Origin of the sequence: Dyella sp. LX-66 (assembly GCF_018599165.1) — a bacterium.
GTDB lineage: Bacteria > Pseudomonadota > Gammaproteobacteria > Xanthomonadales > Rhodanobacteraceae > Dyella_D > Dyella_D marensis.
The window spans coordinates 114159-132030 of the sequence record NZ_JAHFVJ010000010.1; the positions used below are offsets into that span (position 1 = coordinate 114159).

The following is a 17872-nucleotide window of genomic DNA, read 5'->3' on the forward strand; positions in this document are numbered from 1 at the left end:
GCTCATGTCCCGAACTTGGCGAAAACCTGGGTGGAAGGGCAGTCCGCGCACACCGCCGCGGACTGGCGGACGGCAAGGCGGGCGCGCAGGGCGGCCACATCGTGCGCGGTGCGGATGTCGTGAGTGGTCATGGGGCTATGGTCGATGGTGAAGCTGCACGGCGCGATGCGGCCATGCTCGTCGATAAAGATGGTGGGACGGCGCGGTGCGCAATCGGCGATGGCAATGGCGCGGCCAGTGGCGCTGGCCTCGAAGCGGTCGAGGTAGGCGTCGTGAGCGCACAGACGCACGCCACGCGCGGCCATGCGCGCCACCAGTGCCGGCAGATGGGCGCGCAGCCAGGTCACGTCGGCGGCACGCAAGGCGTGGCCGGCGTGGAACTCCGGACGGTCGCGGCCGCCGAGCTGGTTGAAAGTGATCTCGTCCACGCCCCAGTCCGCGAGGCGCTCGCACAGCACCGGGAAACGCTCCAGGGTGTCGCGCATCAGCACCGTGTTGACGCGCAGTTTCGGTGTGCTGCCTGCAGCGCCGCCTTGTGCAACCAGGCGTCCGATGCCCTGCTCCAGCCGCCGCCAGCCACCCGGCCAGCCGCGCAGGCGCTCGTGCGCCTCGCCGACATCGTCGATGCTGAGCGTCACTTCGTCGAACGCCGCGGCCATGGCCTCCACCACGCCGGGCCGATGCAAGGTGCTGCCATTGGTGGTGACGCTGATGCGCAGGCGGTGGTTTTCGCGCAGGCGCTGCGAAAGCGCGAGCACGCCCGGCCACAGCAGCGGTTCGCCGCCCAGCCAGCTGATCAGCATGTCTTCGCCATGAGCGCGACCGTACTCGCCGAGCAAGGCGGCGAAACGTTCGACCTCGGCCGGCTCGGACTCCTGCCGCACCAGCCGCAACCGCCGGTCATACGCGCAGAAGCCGCAGGCCAGGTTGCATAGCGTGCTGACGCGCCACAGCACGATCATGCGCGCACTCCTGCCGCCGGCCGCTCGTAATGCCGCCGGCTGAACTCGCGCGCAAAACTGAGCAGGTCGGCCATGTCGCGCACCGCGTGGATCGCCCAGCCGGCCTCCTGCGCCCGCAACAGGTCCGCTTCCCAGGGCCGGCTCGTCGGCGCCAGATGCGCAGGCAACGGGGTGTACAGGTTCAAGGCCATGGTGCCGCCCGCGCGGCCCGCGGCCAGCGCACGCGCCGCGACATCCCAGCCGCTGTTGCCGCGCTCGTCATTGGCAAACATGGTGGTGATGCCGTCGTCGGAGATATGCAGGATATGCACGGCGCGTTCGTGCGGCGCGCGGTGGGCGTAGGTATCGCGCAGGCGGTGGATGGGGAAGGCCGTGCCGCCGCCGAAGAAGCCGGTAAGCACGCGCAGGATGTCGTCCTCCGAGCGCACGAAGCCGCCGGTATGCAGCACCTGCTGCTTGCCGCTCCACAAGGTCGCCTGCACGCGCGCGCCGACGCGCAGCGCGGACAGCGCGATGATGGCGCCGGCAAGCGTGAGGTAAGAGGTGTGCGTCTGCGGATTGGGCATCGAGCCGGAGCTGTCGACGTACAGATCCAGGTCCACCGGCTCGCTGGCTGGATCCTGCCCCGACGCATCGCCGTACGCGCGCTGCACCGTGGTCAGCCCCGGAATCACGCGTGGCGACTGCAGCAGGCTCTGCATCCAGTCCAGCGCATCCAGCGGATCGCCCGCTTCCCACGGCTCCAGCCCTTCCAGCTGCGGCTCGAACGCCTGCGGCTGCGGACGCACCGGAAAGCGGATCAGATGCGGCAGCGCGCGTTCGCGGTAATAGCGCACGGCGATATCGTGATCGCTCAGATCCAGGCCGGCGGAACGCAGGATCTCCCCATACTCGAACGGCTCCCGCGCCTGACCGCTCTGGCGATCCGGCGCGGCGGGCAGTTCCTCGGAAGGCCGTGTCTGCGGCGGCGTCACCGCCTCGCCGGTGATGCGCGGATCCAGCGCGGGATGCACGGCCTGATCCAGCTCGCCGTCCTCGATGCGCTCCAGTCCCACCGGCTGGCTGCCCTTTCCGGCGTCACGCGTGTCCATCAGCACGTCCACCCGCCAATCCTTCACCGAGCGCAGCAGGTGCGGCAGCAGCAACGTGGCGAAGCGCGAGGCGCCGTCCATCCATTCGCCGGCATAGACGCGCACCACGCGCGCGCCCAGCCAGGCGTCGCCGCGCAGGGCCGTGTCGTCCACCGGGCCGCCGAGCGAGCCGGGCGCCAGCTGCCATAGCTGCTCGTAGATGCCCATGTAGAGCGCCCACACCGGCGTCGTTTCTTTCGACGTGTCGCGCTCGGCCAGGCGGCGGTAGATGTCCGCCATGCGCAGGCCGCACTGGCGCTGCAGGCGATCGTTGATCAGCAGGTCGGTGTAGAGATTGGCCACCATCGGCGCCTGTGCTTCCAGCGTGGGCAGCGCATGGCGCAGCCGCGCCAGCAGGCGGGCGTGGTCGGTGGCGGTGGCCGGGGCCAGCACGTGGTGGCCGATTTCGTGCGCCAGGATTTCCACGGCGTGGTCGGTCAGGCCCAGGCGTTCGACCTCCGGCAGGTCGATCACCACGCGCTGGTCGAACAGGCGGATCATCGCAAAGCTGCCGAGCAGGCCTTCGGCGGCGGCATCGACGCGGCTGTCGCACAGGCGTGGATCGCGCAGGCGGGTGAAGCGGCTCCAGGCTTCCAGCGCCGCCGGCCATGCGGCCTGCCAGCGGGACAGCGTGTCGGTGGCCGGCAGCTCGCTCACGCGCGCGCCGGCACGATGCGCACGTGGTGCGACCACGGCGAGAACAAGGCCACGCTGTCGGGGCCGCCCACGGCTTGCATGCGGTCGCCCGGTACGGCGAACGCGATTTCTGTTCCGCCTACGCTGCCGCCGCGCTGGGTGATCGCCACGCCGGGCGCCGCGGCGGCATCGGCCTGTGCAAATTCGTTCGCGGCGGCCGGCAGCACCACCGCGCCGAAGGCATCGGCCATCAGCAGGAAATGGCGCCCCGCGCTTTCGGCCACGAAATGCCCGCCGCCGGCGCGGATCGCCGGCGGCACAGCAAAGGGACCGTCCATGCCGCTGAAACCGCCCAGCGTCTGGCCCTGCGCGTCGACGTTGCCGGTGGCCGGATTCCACCAGCGATCGGCGGACAGCCGTTCGCGCAAGCTCGCCCATGGCATGTCGGGCGCACCGAGTGCGGCCGAAGCCAGCGCGGAATCCAGCCGATCGGCCTGCGCCAGCGCCGGTTCGCGCAGATGCGCCATGCCGGCGCGCCAGGCGCACAGCGCGCCGAGTGCGCGCAGCTCGTCCAGCGTGCCGCAGCGGCCGGCCAGCGCGCGCATGGTGTCGATCCAGTCGTCCACCCGCACGCCGCGCACGCCGCTCAAGCGCACGATGGCATTGGTCACCGTGCCGAGCGTTTCAGTCGGCGCCTGCGCGATCAGCCTGGCGATGGACGGCGTGAGCTGTTTCCACGCGCGGTCCACCCACGGCAGGCGCGCCTTCGGTCCGGCCAGCCCCTGGCCGACCAGGGTGAGGCCGATCTCGAACGCCGCTTCCACCGCCGCGCCGGTGGCCAGCGGATCCACGGCCTGCACCGCGCCGCACACCGTATTGAGCGTATCGCCCACGAAGGCACTGAAGGCCGCGGTATCGAACCCGGGCTGCTGATGCCGCGCTTCGGCCACGCGCTGGTTGAGCAGCGCGCGCCGCGAGGCCAGCACGCCGGCGAGCGTGTCCGAGACCATCAGCGCGCCTGCTGCCAGTGCAGGTAATTGGTGTAGCGCTGGTGCAGGTATTTGAGCTTCAGCAGATCGTCGTACAGATGCCCGTAGAGCTTGCGGCCCTTCACCCGTTCCTCGATCAGCCGCTCGATGCGCACCAGCCGCGCGCGCGTCTCGCGCTCGCTCAAGCCGTCCAGCCCGCGCGCGAATTCCGCCGACAGCTCGCCCACCGGGTCGTTGCGGTCCAGGTCCAGGCGGTCGTATTCGGCGTTGGAGGCGTCGAACAGCCAGCGCAGCCAGCTGAGCCGGTCGGTGCGGTAGGCGGCGTTCTCGGGCAGGCCGAAGAAGGGCGCGTCCAGGTCCGGCTGCAGCTTGTCGTTGAGCACGAAGGGCAGGATGTGGCGCACGTCGTCGAGCGTCACCGCCGCATGGCCGCGGAAGTAGGCCAGCGACTTGGCGAAGACCAGCAAGGTGGTGAGGTTGCGCACCGACAGGCCGTTGCGGGTCTGGCAGCCCAGGTCCTTCATGCGGTCGCGGCCGGTGTCGGCGGCGGTGGCCTGCGCCCAGTCGGCGCCGGCCAGGCGCACGGTGTCCTTGGTGAGGTATTCGAACTGCGCGCCGGCGGTTTCCATCAGCTCGAACTGGCTGGCGAAGAACTCCACGCGCCGGCGCACGTCTTGCGGCACGTCCACCGCGCGGATTTCCTCGCACAGGCGGTCGACCTCGGCCTCGGAGAAAATCACGTCGCGCGGCACCACTTCTTCCGGCCGGATGTTCTCCTCGATGCGCAGCAGCAGCTCGTCCAGGAAGCGCGGATTGAAGGCCAGCGCCTGCACCACCACGTCGATGCGGTCGCGCAAGGCTTCCACCACCTGGTAGGTGCCGCCGCCGCGGTCGTCGTTGGCGGTGAGGTACCAGGCCGACTCCGGGCATTCGTAGACGTGGTTGAGGATCTCGGCGTAGTTGTCGCCCATCACGGTGAGCAGGGCGCTCTGCGTGCGGGTGGGGATGCGGTTGTACTCGTCGATGATCTTCACCCGCATCGACAGCCACTTGCGCCAGGCGATGCGGATGTCGCCCATGTCCTGCGCGGCCACCAGGTCCGCCGGCAGCGGATTGCCGAGCAGGTCGGCGATGGTCATCTGCGGATGCCCGTGCTGCATGGCGCGGCGCACCTCGCGCACCGGATAGCCGGCGAGCACGCCCATCAGGATGGCGCTGGCCGTCTTGCCGCGGCCGGGGCCGCCGATGAACAGGCATTTGCGCCGCGCCGCGAAGGCAAGCAGCGGCAGCAGCACGTAGCTGGAATAGCTTTGCGCCGAGGGCAGGGTGAGCGTGCGGCGGGTGTCGCCCACCGCGAAGGTGGCGGCGGGGCCGTCGTGGTATTCGATGTCGTAGTGCGGGCTGATGATCGCGTTGTTGACGATCCAGAAATACGCCTGGCGCAGCTTCTCGTCGAGGCGGACCGGTTGCGCTTGGGCATCGGCCGCGGTGCGCACGGGCCCTTCGTACAGCTCCGCCACGTCGAAGTTGCGCGGCGCCGGCTCGGCCCGCGGATTGGTGGGCGCCTTGGACACGCGCTGAAACAGATTGAACGGCGACACTCGATCCCTCGCTACGCAGCCATTCGCGGCATTCTAGAACGCGTGCCTGCCGGCCGTAAGTGCGGCGCGGGGATTCCCTTTGCGGCTGGCCATGTGACAAAGCTGCCAGTCCCACCGCCGCGGGATAGCAACCGCGGCGTGGCTGGTCATAATGGCGCCCATGACGACGACTTACCGGTTCGGCGCATTCGAGCTCCATCCGCAGGCACGCGAGCTGCTGCAGAACGGGGATCCCGTCGAACTCACCGCCAGCGCCTTCGATTGCCTGGCCTACCTGGTCGAGCATCGCGAACGGGCGGTGGGCAAGGACGAGCTGATCGCCGCGGTCTGGGGCAGCACCGAGATCAGCGACAACCTGCTGGCGCAGACCATCGTCCGCCTGCGCCGCGTGCTGGGCGACAACGCCGACGAGCAGCGCTGCATCAAGACCTTGCCGCGCGTGGGCTATCGCTGGGTGATGGCTACGTCGATGGTGTCGGACGCTCCGTCTCCGCCAGCCGAGGGTGGCGATGAGCCGGTGGTTGCCGCGCGCCGCACGCCATCGCCCAGGCGCCGCCGCGTGTGGTGGGGCGTGGCGCTGCTGCTGGTGGTGGCCGTAGCCGGTTTCGGCGCATGGCATTTCTACGGGCGTGCCAGGCAGGCTTTCAAGCAGGGCACCGCTGTGGTCCTGCCCGCGCAGATTCATGCGCCGGAGGAGTGGTCATGGCTACGCCTGGGTTTGATGGACCTGATCGTCGGCGACCTGCGCGGCGCCAGGGTGCCGGTCGAAGGCAGCCAGGCCGTGGTCAATATGCTCGACCGGCCGGAGCAGGGCGGCACGGCATCGTTTGCGTCATATGCGCTGGTGATCCAGCCGCAGGTGACGCTGGACAACGGCCGCTGGCATGTCCAGCTCGATGCAAGCGTGCGCAACGGCAGCGCCCTGCACGCCGAGGCTTACGCGGACAACATGCTGAAGGCCGCGCACGAAGCCAATGCCTTTCTGCTCGCCCAGCTGGGCGCGGGGGATTCCGACCGCGTCGCCTCGGATGACGACAAGGAGCAATACCTGCTGCGCATGGAGGCCGCATCCCACACAGGCACGCTGAAAGTGCTGCGCGAGCTGATCGACAACGCGCCGGCGGATCTGCGCACGACGCCGGAGTTCGCCTACGCCAAGGTCGCCTTCTACTGCGACCAGGGCGAGTACGAAGAGTGCAAGACCGAGTCGGCCGACCTGCTGGACCGCCTGCCGGCCAGGACCCAGCCGGTGCTGCGCGCAAGGACGTTGGCCAAGCGGTGGTATGTCTACTTCCGCGAGCACCGGCACGCGCAGGGCGCGCAGGCGCTGCTCGAAGCGATCGACCTGCTGAAGCAGCAGAACAACACCGGCTATCTCGCCTACGCTTATGCGCAGCGCGCGGAGCTGCTGAACATGGTGGGTCGCTTCGACGAGGCCGAGGCGGATTTCGGCGATGCGCGCGTCAACTACGCCCTGGCGGGCGACACCGCCGGCGCTGTTGGCATCGATGAATCCTTGGCGGAACTGAGCATGCAGCGCGGCCATTTCGCGCAGGCGGTTCCCGCGATCCAGCGTGCGGTGGAGCAGTACCAGCGCATGGGCATGCGCCAGTATCTGCCGCCGCTGCTGGTGCATCTGGTGATCTCGCAGAAGATGCTGCTGCAGCATGCCGATGCCTTCGCCACCACCGAGCAGTACTGGCCGCTCGATGAAAAATTTCCGGGCTACACGGAGAACATCGGCCGCCACATCCTGATGTTCCAGCGTGCCGACGCCCTGGGCGGCATCGGCCGCGCCGCCGACGCCAGCGCGCTGCTGGAACAGGTGCTCGTGCAGATCGAGGCCGACCCGCACGGCGAGCCCGGCCTCAAGGGCACGGTCTATACGCTGCTGGCCAAGCTCGCACTCCAGCGTGGCGATGTCCCCGGTGCGCAGGCGTGGATTGCCAAAGCCCTGTCGGGGCGCCTGCTGGAATGGGACAGCGACCAGCACGACACCGCCGACGCCTGGCTGCTGAACGTGCTGATCGCGCAGCAGGCCGGCGATGTGAAGGAAATCCAGCGGGCGCTGCCCGCCATGCAGGCCTGGGCCGACAAGCTCGCTCCCGCCGACCGCGACGACTGGGTCGCGATCCAGCTGCTGCGCGCGCAAGCCGCCCAGGCCCAGGCCGAGGACCGCCGCGAACAGGCGCTGGATCTGCTGAAGCAGGCCATGAACCGGGCCAGCCGCTACGGCGTGCCGGAACTGATCGCCGATACGGGCCTGGCCTACACGCTGGCCCTGCTGGAAAGCGGCAAGGCCAGCGAAGCCTTCGTGATCAGCGGCCAGCTTTCCGCCTGGGGCCAGCTGGACTGGCGCGTGGCCTGGGCACAGGCCTGCGTGTACCGCGCGATGGGGCAGACCGCGTCCTGGAACCGCTATCAGCGCAAGGCCAGGGAGCTGGCAGGCGACCGCGTGTTGCCCGCTCCGCCCGCAAAGGCTTGAGGCGGGAGCGCCCGCCGCTATGATGCGGGTGACGGGCAGGGGAGTCAGTGATCCGGCATGATTTGCAGCGCAGGCGACAGGGTTTCTAAGCACCATGGATGAGCGAGGATCGGAAACCGGCCGGATGGCCGCCGTCTTCATCGCTTTGATCGCCCTGCTCACCCTGGGTGCGCTCTATGTTCCGCGCTTCGAAAGCGCCCCCGTCAAATCCAGGATCGTCACGTCGGCACGGCCGATCATGCCTTCGGTGGCGCTGTGGCTGAGCACCGAAGACCGCCGCCTGCAGCTGAAACCGCAAGCCGATATCGAGATGAGCATCCGCGGCGAGCAGGATGCGGACGTCATCATCGACCCCAAGACGACCTACCAGACCATGACCGGCTTCGGCGCGGCCATGACCGATGCCTCGGCCTGGCTGCTGCAGAACAAGCTCAACGTGCTGCAGCGGGCGACGCTGATGCACGAGTTGTTCGGGCCGCCGCCGAACCTCAACTTCAACATGCTGCGCCTGACCATCGGCGCCTCCGACTTCTCCCTGCAGCCCTACACGCTGGACGACGTGCCGTTCGGCGAGACCGACCCGGGCCTGGCGCATTTCAATATCACGCCGAATCTGCAGCAGGAGGTGATACCGGCGGTGCGCGAGGCGCTGGCGGTGAATCCCGCGCTGCTGATCGTCGCCTCGCCGTGGAGCGCGCCGGCATGGATGAAGACCAGCGAGAACCTGATCGGCGGCGAACTGCTGGAGCAGTACGAGAGCACGTACGCGGATTATCTCGTCAAATATCTCGACGCCTTGCGCGGCTTCGGCATTCCGATTTTCGCGCTGACCCTGCAGAACGAGCCCAGTTTTACGCCGGTGACTTATCCCGGCATGGAAATGGGGCCGGAGACGCGGGCGCGCATCGTCGCGCAGTACCTGGGCCCGAAGCTGGCCAACCGCCGGCCGAAAACCCGCATCCTGGAATGGGACCATAACTGGAGCCACCCCGAGCAGCCGACCAGCGTGCTGAACAACGCCGACGCCGCGCGCTATATCGATGGCGTGGCCTGGCATTGCTACGAGGGCAGCCAGTATGCGCAGGGCGAGGTGCATCGCGCGTTCCCGCAGAAGGACGCCTACCTCACCGAGTGCTCCGGCGGCGACTGGGCGTCGAGCGTCAACGGCGAGCTGATCTGGTTCACCCGCAATCTGCTGGTGCTGGGCACCAAGCAGTGGGCGCGCGGCGTGATCTATTGGAACCTGGCACTGGACGAGAACCATGGCCCGCATTTCGGCGGCTGCGATCTGTGCAAGGGCGTGGTGACGATCGATTCCAAGACCGGCGCCGTGAGCCGCAACGACGAGTACTACGCGCTGGCCCATTTCAGCCGCTTCGTGCTGCCGGGCGCCGTGCGGGTGAAGTCCACCGATACCGATGCCGACAAAGGCATTGCCAATGTGGCATTCCAGAACGAAGCGGACGGTTCGATCGTGCTGGTGATGGTGAACACCCATGCGGCGGCGCGCACCGTGACCGTGGCCGAAGGACCGACCCGCTTCGAGTACACCATGCCGGGGCGCAGCGTCGGGACCTTCGTGTGGAATTCGGATCGGGCGGGGTCGTTGATACGGCGGGCGTTCCGGTGGTTGAAGGGAAGCCGGTAGCCGGGTGGTTGCCGGCGCAGAAAGAGGGGCTGCGATGGAAAAGGTAGTCGTATTCACCGGCGCCGGCGTCAGTGCCGAAAGCGGATTGAAGACGTTCCGGGACATGGGTGGCCTGTGGGGCGAGTACGCCATCGAGGACGTGGCTTCGCCGGCGGGGTGGAAGCGCAATCCCGCGGTGGTCCTGGATTTCTATAACGAGCGCCGCAAGGCGGTGCTGGCGGCGCGGCCCAATGCCGCGCATGAGGCCATCGCGCGTCTCGAAGAGAAGTTCGATGTCGTGGTGGTCACGCAGAATGTCGACGACCTGCACGAGCGGGCCGGCTCATCGAAGATCATCCACGTGCATGGCGAGATCCTGAAAGCCAGAAGCTCGATCGATGCCTCGCTGGTCCACGTGCTGGACAAGCCCACGATCGAGCTGGGCGAGTTGTGCGGGAAAGGCAGCCAGCTGCGGCCGGATATCGTCTGGTTCGGCGAGAACGTGCGGCATATGGATGAATGCGCCGAACATTTCGCCGAGGCGTCGCGGGTGATCACGATCGGCACGTCGCTGACCGTCTATCCCGCGGCTGGCCTGGTCGACAAGGCGCCGTGGCGCGCCGAGAAATACCTGGTCTCGCCGGAGCCGCAGGACATTCCCTACGGCTTCAAATTCCTCAGAGGGGCGGCGGCCACCGTCGTGCCCCACGTGGTGAAGTGCTGGCTCGAAGGGCGCAAGCCCGTGTAGCTCCGTACTACCGGGAGACCGGCCGGGATTCCCGCACGCCCCCACGCACCGAATGCAGGCTGCTCACCGCCTCATGCCGCGGATAATGCGCGGCCGACGGCCGCGTCACCGTCCGGAACACCGACTCCGGCATCACGTAGTAATAACCCAGCTGGATCGCCTTCTCGATCAGGTCCTGCTTGGTCAGCACGTTGAACTTCTCCTTCAGGAAGGTCACGTACTGCTCCACGGTGCGCGAGGAGATGGAAAGGAAATCGCCGATCCGCTTCGCCGTGGCCCCGCGCAGCATATAGAACAGCACTTCGTACTCGCGGCGGGTGATATCGAGATCCGTATCGCCGCCGGCGATCACGTAGCTCACGCCGCCCGGCTGGTCCAGGTCGTTGAACACGCGCGGCGCATTGCTGCGGTAGGGGCCGAGCAGGCCGGTGTTGAGCGCGGACATGTCGGTGAGGTGGAACAGCACGCCGCAGGTTTGGGTTTCCAGGTCCACGAACGGCTTCTTGGTGACCAGGAAGGCGTTGATGCGGGCGCATTTCATCCGATAGACGTTGAAGGTGGTCATCGGCGTCTTGCGTTCCAGCACGTACTGGTCCTGCTCGCGGAAGGTCTGTGCATGCACCGCCATGTCGCCGGGCAGGTCGAAGTCGGTCAGGCCCGCGATCGGCTCGTCCGGGCGCAGGCCGGCGATGGCTTTGAACTCCTGATTCGCGTAAAGGAAAATCGACTGTTCGTCCTTGCAGCCGCAGGCGCCAGGTATCTGGTCGATAATGGAAGCTAATTGTCTGCTAATGGCTTGCGGCATGGCTTTGGCTCCTTGCGTATCGATATCAATGGCGTAATTACTTAATCGCCCGCGGCCTGTGCTTTATTCGAAATAAAGCGCGGCCGGTCGTGATCGTCCTTTTTCATCGGCGCAGGCGTTATACGCGGCAAAAACCTCTGCGCCTATCTGTCATTTGTATTACGGCCAAAATGCACAAACGCCTTGTACCAGGCTGTTTCGCGCAGCGCCGTGCGCCCGCGGCCTGCGCAGTGCAGTCGCGAGTGCCAGGCTCCGTCGAAGCCTCTCGTGTTAACCCTTCGGCAGGGTATAAAAGTAAACACGAAACCAGTTTCGGTTTCGTGACGTGATTAACCGTTGCTTTGTTTCCGAATTTCGCCGCGGCGCATTAATAAGATTAATTCCGAGCGTCTCGACGGATGCTTCACAAACCTGTGTTGACTAATGAACATGCGGCCATTCGCTTTAATGAATTGGGCGACTATGACTAATGTCGGTGTGAAAGCGGCGTGTAACGACCCGGGCCTGGGCAGTGGATCGCAAGTCTCGCCACTGGGCGCAAAAAAACAGCTACCGCGACGCTCGGTCGCGATAGCTGTTCGGGTCGACAGCAAGAACAAGTTGTCTACGGCACGGCCACGCGCTCAGGCAATCGGCGTCGCCACGCTGTCGTTCGAAGGCGTCCGCAGCGGCGTGTGGAAGGCCGCCGGGGCGAAGCCGTAGCCGGCGTAGCCGCTCGATACGATTTCAGCCAGCTTTTCACGATAAGCCGCCAGCCCGCCGAAGAAGAACAGCACCCGGTTCGGCCGGCCTTCGATATTCGCGCCGAAGATCCACGACTTCACCTGCGGGAACAGCGTGTAGGCGGCCATGTGTTCGCACTGCACGGTCCACTCGTCTTCGGCTGTCGCATCCGTGTCGACAATCAGCTGGCCCAGCTGCTCGGCGCGGCCCACCAGATGGGCGATCCAGTCCACCTGGGTCTCGATCGCCGGCGCCAGGTTGCTGAACACGCTGTTGGGCCCCAGCACCATGAAGAGGTTGGGGAAGCCGTGCACGCTGATGCCGAGATAGCTGCAGGGCCGGTCGCCCCAGTGGTCGACCAGCAGGCCGCCGTCGCGGCCGGCGATGCGCATCTCGCGGTAGCTGCCTTCCACGCATTCGAAGCCCGTGGCATAGACCAGCACGTCGAGGTCGTGCTGCTTGCCGTCGGCAGTGCGGACGCCGCTCTTGTTGACCTCGGCGATCGGGTTCGCCTTCAGGTCGACCAGCGCAACGTTCGGCCGGTTGTAGGTCTCGTAGTAGCCGTCGGCGCAGACGGGGCGCTTGGCGTAGGGCTCCCGCGGCGAGAGCTTCGCCGCCGTGGCCGGATCGGTGACGATGGTGGCGATCTTCTCGCGGATGAAATCGCAGGCCGCCTCGTTGGCCGCCGGATCGATCGCGATATCGCAGAACGTGCCGAACATGAAGCGGAAGCCGTTGCCGGCATCCCAGTGCTCCTGGAACACGCGGGTGCGCTCCTCGGCCGAGACGGACATGGCCGCCACGCCGGCCTCGGCAAAGCCACAGGCGATGCGGGTCTGGCGCAGCTGGTCCCAGTAGCCGCCGAAGTTGGCGCGGTACTCGCGGATGAAGTCGGGCGACAACTGATCGTTGCCGGCCGGCACACAGTACTGCGCCGAGCGCTGGAACACCGTCAGATGGCCCGCGACCGCGGCCGCGGCCGGAATGAACTGCACGCCGGTCGAGCCGGTGCCGATCACGCCCACCTTCTTGCCTTCCAGCGACAGATCGTCCGGCCACGCACCCGTATGCACCTGGCGCCCCTCGAAACGATCGAGGCCGGGAAGGTTCGGCTTGTTGAGCTTCGACAACACGCCGACGGAGGTGATCAGGTAGCGCGCTTCCACCACCTCGCCATCGCTGGTCTCTACGGCCCACACGCCGCGTGCCTCGTCGAAGGTCGCCCCCACCACACGGGTGTTGAAGCGGATCAGCGGACGCAGGCCATGCCGGTCCACCACGGCATTCAAATAAGCCAGCATCTGCCCCTGCGATGCGTACTTCTGCGTCCAGTTCCAGCCGTCATAGGTTTCCTGGTCGAAGGAATACCGGTAGACGAAGCTCTCGGTATCCGATCGCGCTCCCGGGTACCGGTTCCAGAACCAGGTGCCTCCCACGCCGGCGCCCTTCTCGAAGCCGCGCACCTTGAGCTTCAGCTCATTGCCCAGCTTGTGCAGCGCATAGATGCCGGCAATGCCGGTGCCGATCACGATGGCGTCAATTGCGGGTTTCTGATCGATGTCCACGACATAACCTCCTTGAGAATGGCTTGGATCCTGCGTACAGCACGGGAGAAGGCTGCCTAGCCGCTGCGTGAGGAGCGCTCGGCAACTGCGTTGTAAGTGCGGGTGATGCGGTCGATCTCGGCGGCCTTGTCGGCGCCCGCCGCCACGGCCAGCGAACGCTCCGCCGTATCGCGGTCGCGATTGGCCTGGGCGATGCTGCTGGTCGGCGCCTGCCGGCGGATCTCGTAGTCGCGCAGGCCTTCCACCAGGTCGGTGCTGGCGGCCAGCGTGTCGGCCAGCTCGAAGCCGTCGACGATGGCCTGCGAACCGCCATGCGCGCCGACCGGATACATCAGGTGCGCCGAATCGCCCAGCAAGGTCACGCGGCCCTTGCCCCACCACGGCAGTGGCGGGCGGTCGACCATGGCCTGCCGCAGCACGGAGTCGCTGCCTGCCAGCATCGCCTGCAGGTCGAACGTTTCCATGGTCCAGTCGGCGTAATGCGGAAGCACGTCCTGCGCCGACACGCGCTCGCGCGACCATACATCCGAGGTCGACGGCAGCAGTTCGTCGGGAATCATGCAGACCCAGTTGACCAGTGCCCGGCCTTGCTGCGCGTGCCGTGCCGAGATGGGGTAGGCGATCAGGCGCCGCTTGCTGCTGTCGTTGGCGACGATCATGGTCTCGCCATCGAAGAACGAAGGCAGCTCGGTCACGCCGCGGAACATCTGCAGCCCGCCGGAACGCACGGCCATCGCTTCCGGATGCAGCTGGCGCCGCACATTGGAGTGAATGCCGTCCGCGCCGATCAGCAGGTCGCCGGAAATCTCGTTGACGCCCAGCGCCGCGCCGGACGCCAGCCGCACGGTGACCGTGTTGTCCGATTCATAGAAGGCGACCACGCGGGCTCCGCCGATCACGCTCTCCGGCCCAAGGCGGTCGCGCACCGCATACAGCAGCATCGCCTGCAGGTCGCCGCGATGCAGCGAGTACTGCGGAAAGCGATGCCCCGCCGCCGTGCCGCGCGGCTCGCTGCGATGCTGCCGGCCGAACTCGTCGAGGTAGGCGATGGCGCGCGTGCGGATGCCGCTGCGCTCGAACTCATCGCCCAGCCCCGCCAGGCTCAGCTCCGCCACCGCCGCGGGTTGCACATTGATGCCCACGCCTAAGCGCTCGATGGTCGGCGCCGACTCCAGCAGGATCACGTCGCGGAAGCCCGCCGCATGCAGGGCGAGGGCGCAGGCAAGACCGCCGATCCCTGCTCCGGCGATAAGAATGCGCGGCTGTTGCGCGGACGACTTCATGCAATCCCCTCCCAGGGCAGGCAACGGATGGAACCGGGCGCCGTGCGGCGCCCGGTTCCGGTGCGATCAGGCCGTATGCACCGACGACACGGTGAACACGTTCGGCGTGGCCTTGGCCAGCTCCGCCATGCGCTTGGCGAACGGCGCCGCGTTGGGGTCTTCGCGGGTGGCCTTGACGTCGTCCAGCGACTTCCACTGCGCGTAGTTGACGACGCGGGTGCCGTCCTTGCTGGCCAGCACGCTGGCGGAGATGAAGCCCGGGCGCTTGCTGATCACCTTCTCGGCGCCTTCGTTGAGCACGTCGATCAGCTGCTGCTGCTTCTCCGGCTCCACGTCGAAGACGCTGATGAAGGTGACGGTCTCGTCGGCGCGGATAACGGCTTGCTTCTTGGTCATGATGAATTCCTTGACGTACGGGGGTATGGCCAGTCGATGGCTCGGTAGACACCCGGCACGCTGCTCGGTGCCGGGGCGTATTCGACGGTAGCGAGGGGGACGGCGCAGCACATCGGTAATTTCTACGGACTCGTTTCGCTGCGTTCGCCGAGTGCGATCGGCACCGGCGAAGTTCACGGCATGTCCACATCGCTGCGTGTCTTCAGACCGGTACCGCTTCGACGATGCTCATGCCGGTGGACGTCGGGATGATCCGCTGCAGCTTGAAACCCGACGCCGCGAACAGGTCGCGGAACTCGTTGGCCGTGCGTTCGCGCGCGCCGAGCAGCACCGCCATATGCAGGTCCAGCCACTTGCCGAAGAACGGCGTCTGCCCCTCCGGCAGCACCAGCTCCACCACCAGCAGGCGGCCGTTCGGCGCGATGGCGCGGCGGATGTTCTTGAGGATGGTGATGCTGCGTTCCTCGTCCCAGTCGTGCAGCAGCAGCGACAGGATGTAGGCATCGCCGCCCGGCGGAACGGACGCAAAGAAATCGCCGCCTTCGGCGAGACATCGGCCCGTGAGACCCGCGGCCTGGATGCGCGCGAGCGCGGCGTCCGCCACGTGCGGCTGATCGAAAAGAATGCCGCGCAGATGCGGATAGCGGCCGAGCAGCTTCAGCAGCATCGGGCCATAGCCGGCGCCGACGTCGACCACCGTGGCGAACGGCGTGAAGTCGTAGGCATCCACGACCGCGCCCGCCACTTCCTTCGTGTAGCCGGCCTGGGCTTCGTTGAACACGCGGTCGGCTTCCGGGTGCTCGGCCAGATAGCCGAAGTAGGTCTTGTCGTACTCCTTCTCGAATGCGATCTCGCCGGTCTTGACGTTCTGCAGCACGTGCGACCAGGCGCGGTACTGCTCCTCGCCATGCATGATGGCCTGCGGCCGCATGGTGTTGGGCAGGTCCGAGCGCAGCATGTTGGCCAGCGGCGTCAGGCCGTAGCTGTCCTTGCCGTGCGCGGTGAAGATGCCGACGCTGCTGAGCGCGCGCAGCACGCGGTTGAGCAGGTCGGCCTGGGCGCCGCAAGCGCGCGCAAGATCGTCCACCTGGCGCGGGCCGTCGGCGACGAGATCCGCGATGCCGAGCTTGGCGGCGACATAGATCGACTGCGTCATCCAGTAACCGGTGATCATCTGCAGCAGCTGGTAATGCGGCGGTACGTCGGCGGCGGCGTGCGTCTCGCGCACGGCTTCGGCTTGCGTTGACATGTGGCGCTCCTCGGGTTGGTTGGGCCATGGCATAGGCCAGTCGCAATAGCTGGCGTGCGCAACGTAATGCACATGTACCGGCGACGCTTACCGGGTTTTCTACGGTTCTTTGCCCTGATGCGTTTTGTTAGCTTGCCGATCCGCCGATGCAAGTCGTCGCTGCATCGCGTACCGCCGGTCAGGGCCGGCGTATCCATGTCGTCGCACACGGAGGTCGGTGAGATGAGCAGTCAACACAGCCACACGCGGGAGAACGGCGGCTGGCATCCGGCGTCCTGGCGCTCGCGCCCGGCGCTGCACCAGCCCACGTACGAGGATGGCGCCAGGCTCGATACGGTCGTGCGGCGCATCGGCAAGTTGCCGCCGCTGGTGACGTCGGGCGAGATCCAGGAACTGAAGCGCGCGCTGGCCGACGCGCAGGAAGGCCGCCGCTTTCTGCTGCACGGCGGCGACTGCGCGGAGAGCTTCGGCGATTGCGACGCCGATACCATCGTCAATCGCCTGAAAGTGCTGTTCCAGATGAGCCTGATCCTGGGACATGGACTCAAGCAGCCGGTGATCCGCATCGGCCGTTTCGCGGGGCAGTACGCCAAGCCGCGTTCGAGCGACAAGGAAACCATCGGCGGCGAAACCTTGCCGGTGTTCCGCGGCGATATCGTCAATGCGCCGGAATTCGATGCGCTCGCCAGGCAGCCGGATCCGGAGCGGATGTTCCAGGCCTATGCCTTCTCCGCGCTGACGCTGAACTTCACGCGTGCGCTGTTCGAGGGCGGCTTCGGCGATCTGCGCCATCCGGAGTACTGGCAGCTGGACTGGATCGACCAGTCGCCGCGCGCACTGGAATACCGCACGGCCGTCGAGGAGATCGCCAACTCCTGGCGTTTCCTGCACACGCTGGGCGGACAGATGGGCACCGAGCGCGTCAGCGCCGGCTTCTACACCTCGCACGAAGCGCTGCTGCTGCCGTTCGAAGAAGCGGTGACACGCCGCGTGCCGCATCGCCGCGGCTGGTTCAATCTGTCCACGCATCTCCCGTGGATCGGCATGCGCACCAGCGCTATCGACGGCGCCCACGTCGAGTACTTCCGCGGCCTGCAGAATCCGGTGGCGCTGAAGGTCGGCCCTTCGACCAAGCCCAGCGATCTGCTGCAGCTGATCGAAGTGCTCAACCCGCACGAAGAGCCGGGCCGCCTGACGCTGATCACCCGCATGGGCCGCAAGCACATCGCCGAAGCCCTGCCGCCGCTGCTCGCGGCGGTGCGCCGCGCGGGACGCCACGTGCTGTGGGTCGCCGATCCGATGCACGGCAATACCGAAACCACGCCCACCGGCATCAAGACCCGGCATTTCGACAATATCCGCTACGAACTGGAAACCGCTTTCCAGATCCACGGGGCCGAAGGCACCCGCCTGGGCGGCGTGCATCTGGAAATGACCGGCGAGGACGTGACCGAATGCCTGGGCGGCGCCCGCAGCCTCACCGAGCAGGATCTGCCGCGCGCCTACAAGTCGGCGGTGGACCCGCGCCTCAACTACGAGCAGGCGATGGAGCTCGCCATGCTGATCACCAAGGCGGAGCGCTCCGGCCCCAAGGCCGTCGAACGCACCGCTGCGGGCCCCAGGCCTGTCGCCGTTATCTGACCCGCGCTTCTTTCGACTCGCGCCTTATCGAC

13 protein-coding genes are annotated in these 17872 nt (G+C 67.0%); 4 read left to right on the forward strand and 9 right to left on the reverse strand.

Annotated elements, in window-relative coordinates; all coding sequences use genetic code 11:
* Window positions 1–2: 2 nt before the first annotated feature.
* From KK141_RS17825 to KK141_RS17840, 4 genes are read right to left on the reverse strand one after another with little or no spacing between them, the layout of a single operon-like run.
* Window positions 3–962 (reverse strand): radical SAM protein, encoded by a 960-nt coding sequence (locus tag KK141_RS17825; RefSeq protein ID WP_214571048.1) that lies wholly within the window; start codon window positions 960–962, stop codon window positions 3–5.
* The gene (locus KK141_RS17830) at window positions 959–2749 is read right to left on the reverse strand and encodes a hypothetical protein (protein WP_214571047.1); all 1791 of its coding nucleotides are present in this window, start codon (window positions 2747–2749) and stop codon (window positions 959–961) included. Before KK141_RS17830 ends, KK141_RS17825 begins: the two co-directional genes overlap by 4 nt.
* Window positions 2746–3738 (reverse strand): hypothetical protein, encoded by a 993-nt coding sequence (locus tag KK141_RS17835; protein WP_214571046.1) that lies wholly within the window; start codon window positions 3736–3738, stop codon window positions 2746–2748. Before KK141_RS17835 ends, KK141_RS17830 begins: the two co-directional genes overlap by 4 nt.
* Entirely contained in the window at window positions 3738–5318 is a 1581-nt protein-coding gene (locus KK141_RS17840; RefSeq protein ID WP_214571045.1) for an AAA family ATPase, read from the reverse strand. Before KK141_RS17840 ends, KK141_RS17835 begins: the two co-directional genes overlap by 1 nt.
* A gap of 160 nt (window positions 5319–5478) precedes the next feature.
* Between KK141_RS17840 and KK141_RS17845 the strand changes: the two genes are divergently transcribed.
* The 3 genes from KK141_RS17845 to KK141_RS17855 all read left to right on the forward strand — a co-directional run bounded on the left by KK141_RS17845 (window position 5479) and on the right by KK141_RS17855 (window position 10178).
* Window positions 5479–7803: a winged helix-turn-helix domain-containing protein gene (locus tag KK141_RS17845; RefSeq protein ID WP_214571044.1), complete on the forward strand. Its 2325-nt coding sequence runs from the start codon at window positions 5479–5481 to the stop codon at window positions 7801–7803.
* Window positions 7804–7927: 124 nt separating this feature from the next.
* A complete protein-coding gene (locus KK141_RS17850; protein WP_250901842.1) occupies window positions 7928–9451 on the forward strand; it encodes a glycoside hydrolase family 30 beta sandwich domain-containing protein in 1524 nt (507 codons plus the stop codon).
* A 34-nt stretch (window positions 9452–9485) separates the two neighbouring features.
* Window positions 9486–10178 carry a Sir2 family NAD-dependent protein deacetylase gene (locus tag KK141_RS17855; RefSeq protein ID WP_214571042.1) on the forward strand — a complete coding sequence of 231 codons (693 nt, stop codon included), beginning with the start codon at window positions 9486–9488 and terminating at the stop codon, window positions 10176–10178.
* Between the two features lie 7 nt (window positions 10179–10185).
* Here KK141_RS17855 and KK141_RS17860 read toward each other — a convergent pair whose 3' ends face one another.
* The 5 genes from KK141_RS17860 to KK141_RS17880 all read right to left on the reverse strand — a co-directional run bounded on the left by KK141_RS17860 (window position 10186) and on the right by KK141_RS17880 (window position 16199).
* The gene (locus KK141_RS17860) at window positions 10186–10983 is read right to left on the reverse strand and encodes a PAS domain-containing protein (RefSeq protein WP_214571041.1); all 798 of its coding nucleotides are present in this window, start codon (window positions 10981–10983) and stop codon (window positions 10186–10188) included.
* A gap of 623 nt (window positions 10984–11606) precedes the next feature.
* Window positions 11607–13271, reverse strand: a complete 1665-nt coding sequence (locus KK141_RS17865) for an NAD(P)/FAD-dependent oxidoreductase (protein ID WP_214571040.1) — start codon at window positions 13269–13271, stop codon at window positions 11607–11609.
* Window positions 13272–13327: 56 nt separating this feature from the next.
* The gene (locus tag KK141_RS17870) at window positions 13328–14554 is read right to left on the reverse strand and encodes an FAD-dependent monooxygenase (RefSeq protein WP_214571039.1); all 1227 of its coding nucleotides are present in this window, start codon (window positions 14552–14554) and stop codon (window positions 13328–13330) included.
* A gap of 66 nt (window positions 14555–14620) precedes the next feature.
* Window positions 14621–14950 carry an antibiotic biosynthesis monooxygenase gene (locus KK141_RS17875; protein WP_167253053.1) on the reverse strand — a complete coding sequence of 110 codons (330 nt, stop codon included), beginning with the start codon at window positions 14948–14950 and terminating at the stop codon, window positions 14621–14623.
* Window positions 14951–15152: 202 nt separating this feature from the next.
* Window positions 15153–16199 carry a methyltransferase gene (locus KK141_RS17880; RefSeq protein ID WP_214571038.1) on the reverse strand — a complete coding sequence of 349 codons (1047 nt, stop codon included), beginning with the start codon at window positions 16197–16199 and terminating at the stop codon, window positions 15153–15155.
* Between the two features lie 222 nt (window positions 16200–16421).
* Between KK141_RS17880 and KK141_RS17885 the strand changes: the two genes are divergently transcribed.
* Window positions 16422–17840 (forward strand): 3-deoxy-7-phosphoheptulonate synthase class II, encoded by a 1419-nt coding sequence (locus tag KK141_RS17885; RefSeq protein WP_214571037.1) that lies wholly within the window; start codon window positions 16422–16424, stop codon window positions 17838–17840.
* The last annotated feature ends 32 nt before the right edge of the window (window positions 17841–17872 follow it).